A 14,761-nucleotide genomic window follows, 5' to 3' on the forward strand; every position below is an offset into this window, starting at 1 on the left:
GCGGGGGAGCGAAGCGGAGGAGCGGAGGGAGGGAAGAAACGGGGCTTCGGGGGCCGCGAACCGCCGGAGCGCAGCGGAGGCAAATTAAATAGAGCTTGAGCGGCGTGGGAGGATCGGAGCATGTCGAGCCCTGAGCCCACCGCCGAGCGCAAGCAGCGGGTCCTGTCCGGGATCCAGCCGACCAGCGATTCGTTCCACTTCGGTAATTACCTTGGCGCGGTGCAGTATTGGGTCGGGTTGCAGGACGACTACGACGCCTTCTACTTCATCCCGGACCTGCACGCCATCACCGTGCCGCAGGACCCCAAGGAACTGCGCAGGCGCATCAAGGTCTCCGCGGCGCAGCTGCTGGCCGTCGGCGTCGACCCGAAGAAGTCGACCCTGTTCGTGCAGAGTCAGGTGCCCGAGCATGCCGAGCTGACCTGGGTGCTGAGCTGCCTCACCGGTTTCGGCGAGGCCAGCCGGATGACCCAGTTCAAGGACAAGTCGGTCAAACAGGGCGCGGAGAACGCGACCGTCGGCCTGTTTACCTACCCGGTGCTCATGGCCGCGGATATCCTGCTCTACCGCCCGCAGCTGGTACCGGTCGGTGAGGATCAGCGTCAGCACCTGGAGCTGACCCGAAACCTGGCGCAGCGCTTCAACACTCGCTACAAGAAGACCTTCGTGGTGCCCGAGGCGCATATCGTCACCGGCACCGCCAAGATCTACGACCTGCAGGATCCGACGTCCAAGATGAGCAAGTCCGCCTCCTCCGATGCGGGCATCCTCAATCTGCTGGACGATCCCAAGGTCTCGGCCAAGAAGATCCGCTCCGCGGTCACCGATACCGAACGCGAGATCCGCTACGACGTGGAGACCAAGCCGGGCGTCAGCAATCTTCTGGTTATCCTCAGCTCGCTCACCCAGACCCCCATCGTCACCCTGGAACAGGATTACGCGGGCAAGGGTTACGGCGACCTGAAATCCGATACCTCCGACGCCCTCGTCGAATTCGTCACGCCGCTGCGCGCCAAGGTCGACGAATACATGTCCGACCAGGGCGAACTGGACCGCATCCTGGCCGCCGGTGCGGAACGGGCCCGCGAGGTCGCGAGCCAGACCCTCGCCCAGGTCTACGACCGCGTCGGCTTCCTGCCGCGCTGATGTCACACCGCGACCCGCTGTGGTGCGGGTCGCGATTCGGCCGACGCGCAGCCCGGTTCCCGTGCCCGCGTGCCGGGAGGTGCGAGAGTTAACGCCTGACCAGGGCGAATATGTTTACCTCCGCGTACACGAGGTAGTTCGCCAGTAGAAACTCAGGCGCGGGTATGGGACCGGACGACGCCCGAGGTCCCATACCGTGCGCCGGGCGTTGCGGAGGTGGCGGTGTTCGGCGGTATCAAGGCCCGGATCGAGCATGAGATCCAGCGGCGGCATTGGCTCGATCATCTGGTGCGCGCCGGTGGGCGCTATCAACGCCAGCGCGGCGACTACTACGCAGCGGGCATTACGTATTTCACTGTGCTGTCGCTGTTTCCGCTGCTGATGGTGGGTTTCGCGGTGGCCGGTTTCGTGTTGTCGCGAAATCCGCAGCTGCTCACCGATATTCAGGACAAGATCGTCCAGAATCTTCCCGGCGCGGCGGGCGACCAGATCAACGATCTGATTCAGCAGGCCGTGCGTTCGCGGGCCGGCGTCGGCGCGATCGGTTTGGCGGCGGGCGCGTACGCCGGGCTCGGCTGGATCGGGAACCTGCGGGCCGCGCTCACCGAACAGTGGGAACAACCGTACAAACCGCGCAATTGGGCGGTCACCAAACTCTCGGATCTGCTGGCGCTCATCGGCTTGTTCCTGGCGATCGGGGTCTCGCTCGGACTCTCCGTCCTGGCCTCCAGCGGACTCATCAGCAAACTACTGACGCGCTGGCATATCAGCGAATCCTCGTTTGTCACACTGTTGTTGACGCTGCTGTCGCTAGTGCTCGCCATCGGCGCGAACTGGGCCGTCTTCGTCTGGATTATCGCGCGCATGCCTCGGTATCCGGTCACCTTCCGCAGCGCGGCGCGGGCGGCACTCTTCGCCGCCATCGTCTTCGAAGGCTTCAAACAACTCGCCTCGGTCGTGCTGAAATCGGTGGTGAACGGCCCGGCAGGCGTGACCTTCGGACCCATTATCGGCCTCATGGTCTTCAGCTACTTCACCGCGCGAATCATTCTCTTCGCCACCGCTTGGGCCGCAACCGCCACCGAAAACGATGTGCCGGTGGATATTCCGCCGCCCGCACCGGCCATTATCGAACCCCGGGGCGCGGGCCCGGGGATCACGACCGGTGCGGCGGCGGCCCTGCTGGGTGCGGGAGCGCTTGCCGGAGCGGCGATTTCGGCGCTGCGCCGACGCTGAATCTATTGCGGGATCAACGCCTGGGACGATTCATTCGACGCGCACCCGCCAGCAGTACGAGCACCAGAATGACGCCACCGGCAATCAAGATATTGCGCAGCCCGCGATGGTCCGAACCGGAATCATCGGACGCCTCGGTCGAGGCCACCACCGGCGGACTCGCCACCACCACAGTCGAATCCACCGATTTGGCGCTCACCTCGGGCAGATTCCCGACACTCGCACCCGACGGCAGCGCGAGGGCGTAATCCAGCAGTTTGGCCGCCTGCTCCCACGGCCGGAACGGCAGCACATCGGCCTTCAACAGCGTCACCGCCAGTCGATGCCCATTGCGCTCGGCACCCGCCACGAAGGTCTGCCGGGCATCGTCGGTGTACCCGGTCTTACCGCCCAGCGCACCGTCGTACTCGAACAACAGATGATTGTCGTTGCCGATCGGATAACCCGGATGATCCTTGTCATCAGTGTTTTTCGGGTCGGCCGGATAGCCGGGGAAATCCACCTGCTCGGTGTGGATCAACTCCGCGAACAACGGCAGCGTCATGGCATCGCGGAACAACACCGACAGGTCGTATGCCGACGTGCTCATCCCCGGACCGTCCAGCCCGGACGGCGTGGCCGCGCGAGTATCCAAGGCGCGCAACCGCTGTGCCATATCGTTCATCTTGGCGACGGTGGCCTCATCCCCGCCCAGCTGCGCCGAAATGGCATGCGCCGCATCATTTCCCGACGCCATGACGAGCGCCTGGAACAGCTGCCGATTGGTGTACCGCCCACCCGGGCCGATACCGACCCGGGTGCCGTCCGCATTGGCATCCTCCTGGGTGCCGACCACCACCTTGTTCAAATCCAGGGTCCGCAGCGCCACATCGGCCAGCAGCACCTTGATGGTGGAGGCGGGCCGATACCGGCCGTGTGGATCCTTGGCCGCGAGCACCTTGCCGGTATCCAGATCAGACACCACCCAGCCCGTCGCCGAAATCCCCTCCGGCAGACCGGGTGCGCCCGCAGGCAGCACCACCCCGCAACCACCCATCCGGTCCCCGCCGATCGGCGGATTCGGAATCGGCAGCGGTTTGGGCGCGGACTCGCCCGGCGCGGGCACCTCGGAGGTATCGATCGGGGCCGGGGGAGTGGTCTTGTTCGGGCAATTGTCGGTATTGGGTGTGGTGAACGGCGTCGTCGTGGTGGTGGTCGGCGGTAGCGCCACTGCATCGGGTAGCGGGGCGTACGACACTCCCGTGACCGCAGTGAGCCCCGCCGCCGCGGCGGCGAGGACGAAGACGCGATACCGGCGATACCCGGCGGAACTGGGGTTATGGCGCGAATGCCTGCGGATGCTCATCGCCAACGAGCTTAAAGGCGCATCCCGGCTATCCGTCGGACTTGGTCACCGGGCAGCCGTGTGCGAGCGGTCCGAGCAGCTTGTTGTTGTCGTAGAAGTGCTCCAGCTCCAGGATGCGCAGATCCTCACCGACCTTGGCGATGGTGATACCGGTCATCTCGATCAGCTCACCGGTCGGCTGATGGCCCTTGTACTCGCCGGTGTACCGGCCCCAATGCCGCCACTTGAAGGTGACGGTCGGCGGCCCGGCCAGTACCTCGAGGACCTCCCAGAAGAATCCGCCGGGGAACGCGGTGTGGAAGATGTCGTGCGAGGACTCGAAGGTCTCCCCACCCGGGTAATACGGGTTCTCGCCGATCAGGATGTTGTACGACCCGACCCTGGCGAACTCCTCGGCATCCTGCCATTCGCCGCCATTGACCCGGCCGCGGTAGTGCTCGGCCACCAGGGATACCCACTTGGCCGGATCCTTCTTGTGCGAGACCTCCATCTCGAAGACCTTCACCAGCTCTTCGACAATGTGCTCCAGCGAATCCGGCGCGTGCCGGGTGGTGCGTTCGGCGGGCATGACGGTGGCGCTGAGGTGGTAGTCGGGGGCTTCCTCGCGCCAGTCTTCCGGTGCGGCAGAGGCGATTACGGCATCGCGACCCTGCAGGTGCAGCGGTGTTTCGACGATTTCTGTTGCCTGGTCGGTCATTTCGAGCCTCATATCTCCAGACCCGTTGCGGGATCCGGGAATTCAAAAACTAACCGGATGAAGCTAACAGTCCACCGGGCTGCTGTCGCGACATGACATGGCAAGCATTGACAGTGTCTAGCAAATGAGAGACGCTTTCATTATCTAGTTGGAATCAACTGATTGGAACTGTCATGAAAGAGCCAGGAGTGCGCCGCTGGCTGGCCCTGGGCGCCCTCGCGGTCGCCATGCTGACCATCGGCCTCGACGTCACCGTGCTGACCGTCGCGCTACCCACCCTCGCCGTCGACCTGCACGCGAACACCTCCACGCTGCAGTGGTTCAGCGGCGCCTACACCCTCGCCCTGGCCGCCTTCATGCTCCCCGCGGGCGCCCTCGGCGACCGCTACGGCCGCAAGAAGTTCCTGCTCGCGGCTCTACTGCTATTCGGTGGCGCCGCTGTGGCCGGGGCTTTCGCCGCCACCTCCGGGCAACTCATCGCGGCCCGCGTGGTGCTCGGCATCGGCGCGGCGGCCATGATGCCGCTGTCCATGGCGGTCCTGCCCGGCCTCTTCCCCGACCCCCAGGAACGCCAGCGCGCCCTCACCGTCTGGATCGCCTCCAGTGCCATCGGCATGCCGCTCGGACCCATCGTCGGCGGCTGGCTGCTGCAACACTTCTGGTGGGGCTCGGCCTTCCTGCTCAATGTGCCACTGGTCATCGTCGGCGCAATCGCCGTGGCCTTGCTGGTGCCCGAGTCCCGCAGCGAACACCCCTTCCGCATCGACCTGCCCGGCGTGGTGCTGTCCGCGGCCGGAATGCTCGGCCTCACATACGGATTCATTCGCTGCGGCGAACAGGGCTGGGGCGACGGCCTCGCCTGGGCCGCCATCGGCGCCGGCGTGCTGGCCTTCGCCGCGCTGCTGCTGCAACAGCGGCGCACCGAACACCCGCTGGTGGATCTCGGACTCTTCCGCGCACCCGGATTCCGTTGGGGCACCATCTATATGATCCTGGTCAACTTCGCCATGTTCGGCCTGTTCTTCACCATGCCGCAGTACTTCCAAGCGGTGCTCGGCGCGGATGCCTTCGGCAGTGGACTGCGCCTGCTGCCGCTCATCGGCGGACTCGCGGTCGGCGCGCGCGTCTCGGAGAGACTCGTCCACGCCCTCGGCAAGCGGACCGTGCTCACCGTCGGATTCGCGCTGCTGGCAATCGGTCTCGGCCTGGGCGCGATGATCACCCTGGACAGCGGATACGGCTTCGCCGCCGCCGCGATCACCCTGCTCGGCGTCGGTATGGGATTCGTCATGCCCAATGCCATGGGCCTGGCCATGGACGACCTGCCCGCCGAACGCGCGGGCTCCGGATCGGCGCTACTGCAGGCGCTGCGCCAGGCCGCGGGCACCGTCGGCGTCGCCATCCTGGGCACCATCCTGTCCACCCAATACCGTTCCAGCCTGGGCGATTTGAACCACGAACCGATCTCCGACGGCGTCAATGCCGGCGTCGGCGTGGCCAAGCAACTCGGCAATCCGGACATCCTCGTCCATGTGCAGTCCGCCTTCGTGGACGGCATGAGCGTCATGCTCTGGGTCTGCGCGGCCATCTGCGCCGTCGCCACCGCGCTCGCCGCGATCCTCACCCGTGAGGCGGTGGTGCGGGCGGAGCCCGAGTCCGATGCTGCACAATCGGTTCATGCCGGCTGAGTCCACCCACGCAGTGATTTCCGAAGAACCCGCAGGACGGCCCCGGCCGAACCTGCGGGAACGGAAGAAGGAACGCACTCGGCGCACCATTCGCACCGAGGCGTTCCGCCTTTTCCGGGAACAGGGCTACACCGAGACCACCATCGAGCAGATCGCCGAGGCCGCCGACGTCTCGCCGAGCACGTTCTTCCGGTACTTCCCCTCCAAAGAGGAGCTGGTGCTCGCCGACGACCTGGACCCGGTAATGATCCAGGCCATCGACCGCCAACCCGTGGACAAGCCGATCCTGGCCGCCATTCGCGATGCCACCATCGAAGCCTTCGCCGAAATCGACCCGGAGACTTTCGAATTCGAGAAGGAACGGGTGGCGCTGGTCTACTCGGTGCCCGAGTTGCGCGGCGCCGTGACCCGCGAATTCGAACGCAATATCGCCCTCATGTCCGGCATCGTCGCACGCCGATTGGACCGCGACGAACAGGATTTCGAGGTGCGGGCACTCGTCGGCGCGCTCACCGGAGCCATGTTCGCGCTCATCGGACGTGAGCCGTTCAGCCAGGAACAGATCGTCCGGGTCGTCACCTTCCTGGAATCCGGTATGCGGATCTAGACCGGTTGCCCGGTCAGCTCCGCCACCACCTCGTCATCCACGGTGGCGAAGAAATCGCCCACCACATCCTCGATCTCGGCGATGGACTCCGCGCAGTACAGGATCGGCTGATAGCGCGTGATGTCGTAGACGGCGGTACCCATCTCCCGAATATCCAACGGCCGTAAGCGCGCCTCGCGGAACTCCTCGATCTCTCCGAACGAGGAGAGCAAACCCGCTCCGTAGCAACGGATTTCACCCTGCTCGCGCACCACGCCGAACTCCATCGAGAACCAGAACACATCGGCCAGGAACTTCAGCGCCCGATCGGTGGTGAGCCGATCGACCGCCGCGCCGACCGTCTCGTAGATGGCGGCGAAGCGCGGACTCGCCAATTGATTGGCATGGCCCAGGATTTCGTGCACCGCATCCGGTTCCGGGGTGTACAGCGGGGCCGAATGATGGCGAATGTACTGGGTGGAGTGGAAGATTCGCTCCGCGAAGGAACCGAAGAACTCGCGCAGCGGCACCAAACCGGCGGCCGGGGCGTAGCGGAAACCGGTGAGCGGGAACAACTTCGAGGTCACCTCGTCGAGCTGTGGAATATGATCGGCCGGCAGATTCAGCCGCTCCGCCGCGGCAATGACCTCCGCACTCGCGTATTGCTCTCGCTTGCGCGCCAATTCGACGGAGACGATCCGCCACACCCGCTGCTCTTCCTCGGTGTAATCGATCCGCGGAACCGGCGTGCCCGGCCGGTAATCCAGTGCCAGCGCGGCAATCGCATTGCGTCGCGCCCGATACTCCGGATCGTGCACACCGGGATGCTCGTCGCTCAGGTGCACCACCACATCGCCGTCGGCACCCTGGGTGACCGGCGAGTACAGCTGAGCCTCGGTGAACATACCTCGATGCAAGCACCCCCCCTGTGATCCAGACAACAAACGCCCGCCCAACTGAGCAGATTGCCAAGCTGAGCGGGCCTCGAGTGGTCTGTGACGGTGCGCGGCTCCCGGGCGGCTGAGCAGTGCGCGCAGTAGCGGGCGCCCCGGATTCGGCTGCACCACATCCGGATACACGGCGAAGGCCGTCCGCATTGCAGTGCGGACGGCCTTCGGGGTTATGGGTGGAGCGCTCAGCGCGGGGCGTTGGCCGGGTCGATCAGGGTCGGGGTGCGGCCCTCGCGGTTGGCCTGGCGGGCATCCTCGACGAATTCGCGGCTGAACAGCGCCGACAGGATGGCGATACCGCCACGGTGGATACGGAATTCGCCGCTCTTGACCGCGCCGGTCAGGCGGATGACGCGACCGGCGGCACCGGCCTGCCGGGTGAAGTCCTTGACCCGGCCGCGACCGGTCCACTCCAGCTCGGACTGGTCGATGACCGCGTCGTCCGGAACCAGCAGCTTGACCATGGCGTGATCGAGATCGGCGTGCACCACGATGTCGTCGTCACCGTCGATGAGCGGCGAGCGCAGATCGATGACGACGCTGCCGTAGCGGGCCTTGACCTCGGAGTGCTTCTCGGCGGTCCAGTCGCCGAGGCGCTTGGTGGTGCCGTGGTCGGTGTGGATGCGGGTGGTGGTGTTCATGATCTGTGCCTTTCGAGCTGGTGGAGCGGGTCGGGTTCGCCTGCTCCTCAATAGTGGCATATGAACTAGTGTCTGTGCAACTAGTAATTGGAAATCTAGTTGTCCGGAACCCAGTAAGATGAGGGCATGACAGCATCGCCGCAGTTCAAACGCTCGCCCCTGGCGATGGCGCTGCTCGGCATCCTGCACATGGAGCCGATGCACCCCTACGCCATCCAGCGCCGCATAAAGGAGTGGGGCAAGGACAAGGTGGTGAATGTGGGGCAGCGGGCCGCGCTGTACAAGACCATCGCGCGACTACAGGAGGCCGGGCTGGTGGCGGTGCGCGAAACCGGACGCGATCAGCAGTACCCGGAGCGCACCGTCTACGAGATCACCGACACCGGCCGCACGGCCTTCCGGACCTGGCTCACCGAAATGGTCGCGCAACCGCGCAATGAATTCCCCGAATTCCCTGCGGCACTGTCGTTTCTGATGCTGCTCGGCCCGGACCAGGCCAAGGCCGAACTCGAACGGCGAGCGGAGGCCATCCGCGAACGCATCGCCGAAATAGCCTCGGACGCAGCGCAATCCGCGCAGATCGGCCTACCTCGCATAGTCACCCTGGAAGACGAATATCAGCGCGCCGTCGCCGAGGCCGAACTCCGTTGGCTACAAGGCGTTCTCGCGGATCTCGAGGCGGGCACCTTCACCTGGTCCTGGGAGTCCCTGGCGGCCTTCGCGGGCAACTGATCCGGACATGAAAAAAGGCCGCCCGCATCGAAAGATGCGGGCGGCCTTAGGGTTTGGCGGCCCGGGGTTTCAGGGGTCTACCCCTGAGGGCCCCGGGAGTGGGACTTCCTAGCGTGCGAACAGCAGGGCGCGCTTGACTTCCTGGATCGCCTTGGTGACCTCGATGCCACGGGGGCACGCGTCGGTGCAGTTGAAGGTGGTGCGGCAACGCCACACGCCCTCAACGTCATTCAGGATGTCCAGGCGCTCACGCGCGGCCTCGTCACGGCTGTCGAAGATGAAGCGGTGCGCGTTCACGATCGCGGCCGGGCCGAAGTAGCTACCGTCACTCCAGTACACGGGGCAGGAGGTGGTGCAGCAGGCGCACAGGATGCACTTGGTGGTGTCATCGAAGCGCGCGCGGTCGTGCTGGGACTGAATGCGCTCACGGGTCGGCTCGTTACCGGTTGTGATCAGGTACGGCTTCACCGCCTTGAACGCGTCGAAGAACGGCTCCATGTCCACGACGAGGTCCTTCTCCACGGGCAGGCCGCGGATCGGTTCGACGGTCATGGTGAGGTCTTTGCCGCTCTTGGGCAGCATGTCCTTCATGAGGACCTTGCAGGCCAGCCGGTTCACACCGTTGATGCGCATGGCATCGGAACCGCAGACGCCGTGGGCGCAGGAGCGGCGGAAGGTGAGCGTGCCGTCCAGGTAGGACTTGATGTAGAGCAGCACGTTCAGGAACCGGTCGGTCGGCAGCACCGGGACGCGGAACTCTTCCCAGTGGTTACCGAGATTGTTCTCGGGGTTGAAGCGCGCGATCTTGACCGTGATCATGGTCGAGCCGTTGGGCACGGGCGCAGGCTTCTGGGGAGCCGCCTTGTCGAGTGTGGCAGTCATCAGTACTTACGCTCCATCGGCTCGTAACGGGTCTGCACCACCGGCTTGTAGTCGAGACGGATGTCGGAGATGAGCTCCGGGCCCGTCTTGTAGGCCATGGTGTGCCGCATGTAGTTGGTGTCGTCGCGGTCCGGGTAGTCCTCACGGGCGTGGCCGCCGCGCGATTCCTTACGGTTCAGCGCACCCACCACGGTGACCTCGGCCAGCTCCAGCAGGAAGCCGAGCTCGACGGCCTCGAGCAGGTCGCTGTTGTAGCGCATGCCCTTGTCCTGCACGGTGATCCGGGTGTAGCGGTCCTTGAAGCCGTGGATGTCGGTGAGGACCTGCTTGAGGGTGTCCTCGGTGCGGAACACGCCCGCGTTGGCATCCATGGTGGCCTGGAGTTCGGTGCGGATATCCGCAACGCGCTCGTTGCCGTGATCGGACAGGATCAGCGCCAGCCAGTCCTGCACCATCTGCGCCGGGTTCTCCGGCATCTCGACGAATTCGCTGCGCTGGGCGTACTCGGCGGCGGCGATACCGGCGCGCCGGCCGAACACGTTGATGTCCAGCAGCGAGTTGGTGCCGAGACGGTTGGAGCCGTGCACCGAGACGCACGCGCACTCACCGGCGGCGTACAGGCCGGGGACCACATCGGTGTTGTTGCGCAGCACTTCACCGCGGATGCGGGTCGGGATGCCGCCCATGACGTAGTGACACGTCGGCATGACCGGCACCGGCTCCTTGACCGGGTCGACGCCCAGGTAGGTGCGGGCGAACTCGGTGATGTCGGGGAGCTTCTCCTCGAGCACGTCCTCGCCGAGGTGGGTCACGTCGATGAAGACGTAATCCTTGTTCGGGCCGCCACCGCGACCCTCGGCCACCTCGAGCACCATCGAACGGGCGACGATGTCACGCGGTGCGAGGTCCTTGATGGTGGGGGCGTAGCGCTCCATGAATCGTTCGCCCGACGCGTTGCGCAGAATGCCGCCCTCGCCGCGGACCGCCTCGGAGATGAGGATGCCCAGACCCGCGAGACCTGTCGGATGGAACTGGTGGAACTCCATGTCCTCCAGCGGAAGTCCCTTGCGGAACACGATCGCCATGCCGTCACCGGTGAGGGTGTGGGCATTGGAGGTGGTCTTGTACATACGACCCGAACCACCGGTGGCGAAGATGATCGACTTCGCGTGGAAGATGTGCAGCTGACCGGTGGCCAGCTCGTACGCCACCACACCGGTCGCGATCGGGCCGCGCTCGGAGTCGGTCATGACCAGGTCGAGCACGTAGAACTCGTTGTAGAACTCCACGTCGTGCTTGACGCAGTTCTGGTACAGCGTCTGCAGGATCATGTGACCGGTGCGGTCGGCGGCGTAACAGGCGCGGCGCACGGGGGCCTTGCCGTGGTCACGGGTGTGACCGCCGAAGCGACGCTGGTCGATCTTGCCCTCGGGGGTCCGGTTGAACGGCAGACCCATCTTCTCGAGGTCCATCACCGCGTCGATGGCCTCCTTGGCCATGATCTCCGCGGCGTCCTGGTCGACCAGGTAGTCACCACCCTTGACGGTGTCGAAGGTGTGCCATTCCCAGTTGTCCTCTTCGACATTCGCGAGTGCGGCGCACATGCCGCCCTGCGCCGCGCCGGTGTGGCTGCGGGTCGGGTAGAGCTTGGTCAGGACAGCGGTGCGGACGCGGGGTCCGGACTCGATCGCCGCGCGCATACCCGCGCCACCGGCTCCGACGATCACGACGTCGTAGCGGTGCTCCTGAATCGGACGGGATTCACTCATCGGGGCGGCCTGTTCCTAACTGATGTTGGGGTCGAAGGTGAAGATCACGTAGGTGCCGGTCGCCATGACGAGAATCATGGAGACGACCAGCGCGGTCTTCAGCCAGAAGCGGGTGGAGTCCTTGCGCGCGTAATCGTCGATCACGGTGCGAAGACCGTTGCCGCCGTGCAGCTGCGCCAGCCACAGCATGGTCAGGTCCCAGATCTGCCAGAACGGCGAGGCCCAGCGACCGGCGACGAAGGCGAAGTTGAGCCGGTGCACGCCGCCGTCCAGCATCAGCATGATCGTCATATGGCCGATGACCAGGACGACCAGCAGCAGGCCGGAGAAGCGCATGAACAGCCACGCGTACTTCTCGAAGTTGTTGCCACCCTGCCGCCGCGGGGCGCGGGGCGCGTCCAGGCTGGCGGGGCGGTCGTAGGACTTACCGAGAACAGGTGCGGTCATGGTCAGTGGCTCAATTCGTCAGCAGGTAGAAGAGCTGGCGGCCGATGCCGGCGCCCGCAACGAGAATCCAGATCGTGAGCACGATCCAGAGCATCTGCCGCTGGTAGCGGGGTCCCTTGGACCAGAAGTCGACCAGGATGACGCGGATGCCGTTGAACGCGTGGAACAGCACGCAGACAACGAGACCCATCTCCATGAGGGCGACGATGGGGTTCTTGTAGGTCTCGATCGCCTGGTTGTAGGTGTCCGGGCTGACGCGCACCAAAGCGGTATCCAGAACGTGGACGAACAGGAAGAAGAAGATCGTCACGCCGGTGATGCGGTGCAGAGCCCAGGACCACATGCCGGGGTCGCCTCGGTACAGGGTCCGCTTCGGCTTGGCCGGAGCTTCTAGCGTGGTCATAGAGTGCGGTGCCTCCAACGTCGTTGATGGACCCGGTCAGATCCGGCGCGGAGCCATTGGACTGTCGAATAACACCAGCTCACAGCCGGAATGACGTCCGGTGGCAGTGCTGCAGGCCCGCAGTCGGGAACCTGAACCGATCTGTCGTGAACTCTAATCCCAGGGGTTGACCGGAACTAATTCGGCGTGCCGCTCGTTGGCTCAGAAAATGCTGAGTTAGGTTTGCCTTTCCTGATTTTCGAGGCCTTGTTCGGTGGCTTTCCGGGCGGTCCCGTCATGGGTGTGGGAGGATGGTCCGATATGTCGGAAATCGCTTGGAATGCGCTGCGCCACAAAGCATTTGAAGTCATGCGGAATGCCTATGCGCCCTACTCCAGGTTCCCCGTCGGGGCCGCTGCTCTCACCGTGGACGGCCGCGTTGTGAGCGGCTGCAATGTGGAAAATATCTCATACGGTTTGGGGCTCTGCGCCGAATGTGTACTGGTCGGTAACTTGATTTCGTCCGGTGGGGGACGATTGCGGGCGGTCTCCGTCTGCGATTCCAGGGGCGAAATCCTTATGCCCTGCGGCCGCTGCCGCCAACTGCTGTACGAACACGGCGGAGCCGACGCGCTCATCGACCACAAGGGTTCGCCCGTTCCTCTGAGTACCCTCCTGCCCGACGCCTTCGGCCCCGACGACCTCGAAGCCGGACAGCAGTAGCCCGCGAACCCGCCGTCCGCATGCCAGGGTTGGGGGCATGAGTGTGCACTCGGCGGTAGAGGTGATTCGGGCCAAGCGCGACGGCGGGGAACTCAGCGACGCGCAAATCGATTGGGTGGTGGACGCGTTCACCCGCGGCGAGGTCGCGGACGAACAGATGTCCGCGCTGGCCATGGCGATTCTGCTGCGCGGCATGACGCGACGGGAGACCGCGCGCTGGACCGCCGCCATGCTCGACTCCGGAAAGCGCCTGGACTTCAGCGATTTGACCCGGCCCACGGTCGACAAGCATTCGACCGGCGGCGTGGGGGACAAGATCACCCTGCCGCTATCACCGCTGGTGGCGGCCTGCGGTGCGGCCGTCCCGCAGCTCTCCGGCCGCGGATTGGGCCATACCGGCGGCACTTTGGACAAGCTCGAGGCGATTCCCGGCTGGCAGGCCGACATTTCGGTCGACCGCATGCGCGAAATCCTCGCCGATCCGGCCATCGGCGCGGTCGTCTGCGCCGCCGGAGCCGATCTCGCCCCCGCCGACAAACGGCTCTACGCACTGCGTGACGTCACCGGAACCGTCGAATCCATCCCCCTGATCGCCAGTTCCATCATGAGCAAGAAGATCGCCGAGGGCACCGGCGCGCTCGTCCTCGATGTGAAGGTGGGCCGCGGCGCGTTCCTGAAGGAACTCGGCCAGGCCCGCGAATTGGCCACGGCCATGGTCGAACTCGGCACCGACGCGGGCGTGCGCACCGTGGCCCTGCTCACCGCCATGGACACCCCGCTCGGCCGCACCGCCGGAAACGCCCTGGAAGTAGCCGAATCCGTCGAAGTCCTGGCCGGTGGCGGCCCCGCCGATGTGGTCGAACTAACCCTGACCCTCGCCCGGGAAATGCTGCTGCAGGCCGGAATCGACGGCATCGACCCCGCCGACGCCCTGGCCGACGGCCGCGCCATGAACCACTGGCGCGCCATGATCGCCGCCCAGGGCGGCAACCCCGACGCACCCCTGCCCCGCGCCCTGCACACGGAAACCGTTGTCGCCCCGGCCTCAGGCACCCTCACCCGCCTCGACGCCCTCGACATAGGCATAGCCGCCTGGCAATTGGGCGCCGGCCGCGCCCGCCAAGGCGATTCGGTCCAGGCGGGCGCGGGCATCGAAATGCACGCCAAACCAGGCGATCCCATTACCGCGGGCCAACCCCTGCTGACCCTCCACACGGACACTCCCGAGGCCATCCCCACCGCCCTGGAAACCCTCCATTCGGTCTTCGATATCGGTGACACCTCCATCCCGCAGAGCCCCCTGGTACTTGCTCGCATCACCCCCTAGCCCCGCGAGTGTGCACCCACGGCGGCAACACGCCGTGCGCCACCACCATGAGTGCACACTCGCGGTTATGGGCACTTCCCTGGTGCTGGGCGAGGGGCGGCGGATCGGTTCGGGGGTGACGATGCCCCGCACCGCGCGGCGGCCGGTCCGTGGCTCGCGCAAATAGTCTCGCCACGCTGTCCGGCAGGTCGGTGCCGGCGGGTGCGGTGG

At 65.4% G+C, this 14,761-nt stretch carries 15 protein-coding genes; 7 read left to right on the forward strand and 8 right to left on the reverse strand.

The window, feature by feature from the left end:
- Positions 1-120 precede the first annotated feature (120 nt).
- Complete coding sequence (gene trpS, locus GFY24_RS15410) at positions 121-1,146, forward strand: tryptophan--tRNA ligase (protein ID WP_153805726.1); 1,026 nt, start codon at positions 121-123, stop codon at positions 1,144-1,146.
- Positions 1,147-1,368: 222 nt separating this feature from the next.
- Positions 1,369-2,382: an inner membrane protein YhjD gene (yhjD, locus tag GFY24_RS15415; RefSeq protein ID WP_309230885.1), complete on the forward strand. Its 1,014-nt coding sequence runs from the start codon at positions 1,369-1,371 to the stop codon at positions 2,380-2,382.
- A gap of 13 nt (positions 2,383-2,395) precedes the next feature.
- Here yhjD and GFY24_RS15420 read toward each other — a convergent pair whose 3' ends face one another.
- Complete coding sequence (locus GFY24_RS15420; RefSeq protein WP_153805727.1) at positions 2,396-3,727, reverse strand: D-alanyl-D-alanine carboxypeptidase family protein; 1,332 nt, start codon at positions 3,725-3,727, stop codon at positions 2,396-2,398.
- Between the two features lie 28 nt (positions 3,728-3,755).
- Entirely contained in the window at positions 3,756-4,424 is a 669-nt protein-coding gene (locus GFY24_RS15425) for an ester cyclase (RefSeq protein ID WP_153805728.1), read from the reverse strand.
- Positions 4,425-4,597: 173 nt separating this feature from the next.
- Here GFY24_RS15425 and GFY24_RS15430 point away from each other — a divergent pair, with 173 nt between their 5' ends.
- Both GFY24_RS15430 and GFY24_RS15435 read left to right on the forward strand, forming a co-directional pair.
- Positions 4,598-6,112: an MFS transporter gene (locus tag GFY24_RS15430; protein ID WP_153805729.1), complete on the forward strand. Its 1,515-nt coding sequence runs from the start codon at positions 4,598-4,600 to the stop codon at positions 6,110-6,112.
- The gene (locus tag GFY24_RS15435) at positions 6,102-6,719 is read left to right on the forward strand and encodes a TetR family transcriptional regulator (RefSeq protein WP_228566342.1); all 618 of its coding nucleotides are present in this window, start codon (positions 6,102-6,104) and stop codon (positions 6,717-6,719) included. The genes GFY24_RS15430 and GFY24_RS15435 overlap by 11 nt, the downstream gene beginning before the upstream one ends.
- Here the strand turns inward: GFY24_RS15435 and GFY24_RS15440 are convergent.
- Positions 6,716-7,603, reverse strand: a complete 888-nt coding sequence (locus tag GFY24_RS15440) for a phenylalanine 4-monooxygenase (RefSeq protein ID WP_153805731.1) — start codon at positions 7,601-7,603, stop codon at positions 6,716-6,718. The genes GFY24_RS15435 and GFY24_RS15440 overlap by 4 nt on opposite strands.
- Positions 7,604-7,833: 230 nt before the next feature.
- Complete coding sequence (locus tag GFY24_RS15445) at positions 7,834-8,289, reverse strand: hypothetical protein (protein ID WP_153805732.1); 456 nt, start codon at positions 8,287-8,289, stop codon at positions 7,834-7,836.
- Positions 8,290-8,415: 126 nt separating this feature from the next.
- Between GFY24_RS15445 and GFY24_RS15450 the strand changes: the two genes are divergently transcribed.
- Positions 8,416-9,021: a PadR family transcriptional regulator gene (locus GFY24_RS15450; RefSeq protein WP_153805733.1), complete on the forward strand. Its 606-nt coding sequence runs from the start codon at positions 8,416-8,418 to the stop codon at positions 9,019-9,021.
- 108 nt (positions 9,022-9,129) lie between these two features.
- Here the strand turns inward: GFY24_RS15450 and GFY24_RS15455 are convergent, their stop codons facing one another.
- Genes GFY24_RS15455 through sdhC form a run of 4 tightly spaced genes read right to left on the reverse strand, consistent with a single transcriptional unit; the run spans position 9,130 to position 12,522 of the window.
- Positions 9,130-9,903 (reverse strand): succinate dehydrogenase iron-sulfur subunit, encoded by a 774-nt coding sequence (locus GFY24_RS15455; protein ID WP_153805734.1) that lies wholly within the window; start codon positions 9,901-9,903, stop codon positions 9,130-9,132.
- Positions 9,903-11,672, reverse strand: coding sequence for a succinate dehydrogenase flavoprotein subunit (gene sdhA, locus GFY24_RS15460; protein ID WP_153805735.1), 1,770 nt, complete (start codon positions 11,670-11,672; stop codon positions 9,903-9,905). The genes GFY24_RS15455 and sdhA overlap by 1 nt, the downstream gene beginning before the upstream one ends.
- A gap of 15 nt (positions 11,673-11,687) precedes the next feature.
- Positions 11,688-12,119 (reverse strand): succinate dehydrogenase hydrophobic membrane anchor subunit, encoded by a 432-nt coding sequence (locus GFY24_RS15465; protein WP_153805736.1) that lies wholly within the window; start codon positions 12,117-12,119, stop codon positions 11,688-11,690.
- A 10-nt stretch (positions 12,120-12,129) separates the two neighbouring features.
- Positions 12,130-12,522: a succinate dehydrogenase, cytochrome b556 subunit gene (gene sdhC, locus GFY24_RS15470; protein WP_153805737.1), complete on the reverse strand. Its 393-nt coding sequence runs from the start codon at positions 12,520-12,522 to the stop codon at positions 12,130-12,132.
- A gap of 300 nt (positions 12,523-12,822) precedes the next feature.
- Between sdhC and GFY24_RS15475 the strand changes: the two genes are divergently transcribed.
- Both GFY24_RS15475 and GFY24_RS15480 read left to right on the forward strand, forming a co-directional pair.
- Positions 12,823-13,224 carry a cytidine deaminase gene (locus GFY24_RS15475; RefSeq protein WP_153805886.1) on the forward strand — a complete coding sequence of 134 codons (402 nt, stop codon included), beginning with the start codon at positions 12,823-12,825 and terminating at the stop codon, positions 13,222-13,224.
- 37 nt (positions 13,225-13,261) lie between these two features.
- A complete protein-coding gene (locus GFY24_RS15480; RefSeq protein ID WP_153805738.1) occupies positions 13,262-14,551 on the forward strand; it encodes a thymidine phosphorylase in 1,290 nt (429 codons plus the stop codon).
- Positions 14,552-14,761: the final 210 nt, after the last annotated feature.

Origin of the sequence: Nocardia sp. SYP-A9097, from assembly GCF_009649815.1 — a bacterium.
Lineage (GTDB): Bacteria > Actinomycetota > Actinomycetes > Mycobacteriales > Mycobacteriaceae > Nocardia.

Coding starts and splice junctions, on each gene's coding strand:
- trpS (WP_153805726.1), top strand. CDS start 121: ATGTCGAGCCCTGAGCCCACCGCCGAGCGCAAGCAGCGGGTCCTGTCC.
- GFY24_RS15420 (WP_153805727.1), bottom strand. CDS start 3,727: ATGAGCATCCGCAGGCATTCGCGCCATAACCCCAGTTCCGCCGGGTAT.
- GFY24_RS15425 (WP_153805728.1), bottom strand. CDS start 4,424: ATGACCGACCAGGCAACAGAAATCGTCGAAACACCGCTGCACCTGCAG.
- GFY24_RS15430 (WP_153805729.1), top strand. CDS start 4,598: ATGAAAGAGCCAGGAGTGCGCCGCTGGCTGGCCCTGGGCGCCCTCGCG.
- GFY24_RS15435 (WP_228566342.1), top strand. CDS start 6,102: ATGCCGGCTGAGTCCACCCACGCAGTGATTTCCGAAGAACCCGCAGGA.
- GFY24_RS15440 (WP_153805731.1), bottom strand. CDS start 7,603: ATGTTCACCGAGGCTCAGCTGTACTCGCCGGTCACCCAGGGTGCCGAC.
- GFY24_RS15445 (WP_153805732.1), bottom strand. CDS start 8,289: ATGAACACCACCACCCGCATCCACACCGACCACGGCACCACCAAGCGC.
- GFY24_RS15450 (WP_153805733.1), top strand. CDS start 8,416: ATGACAGCATCGCCGCAGTTCAAACGCTCGCCCCTGGCGATGGCGCTG.
- GFY24_RS15455 (WP_153805734.1), bottom strand. CDS start 9,903: ATGACTGCCACACTCGACAAGGCGGCTCCCCAGAAGCCTGCGCCCGTG.
- sdhA (WP_153805735.1), bottom strand. CDS start 11,672: ATGAGTGAATCCCGTCCGATTCAGGAGCACCGCTACGACGTCGTGATC.
- GFY24_RS15465 (WP_153805736.1), bottom strand. CDS start 12,119: ATGACCGCACCTGTTCTCGGTAAGTCCTACGACCGCCCCGCCAGCCTG.
- sdhC (WP_153805737.1), bottom strand. CDS start 12,522: ATGACCACGCTAGAAGCTCCGGCCAAGCCGAAGCGGACCCTGTACCGA.
- GFY24_RS15475 (WP_153805886.1), top strand. CDS start 12,823: ATGTCGGAAATCGCTTGGAATGCGCTGCGCCACAAAGCATTTGAAGTC.
- GFY24_RS15480 (WP_153805738.1), top strand. CDS start 13,262: ATGAGTGTGCACTCGGCGGTAGAGGTGATTCGGGCCAAGCGCGACGGC.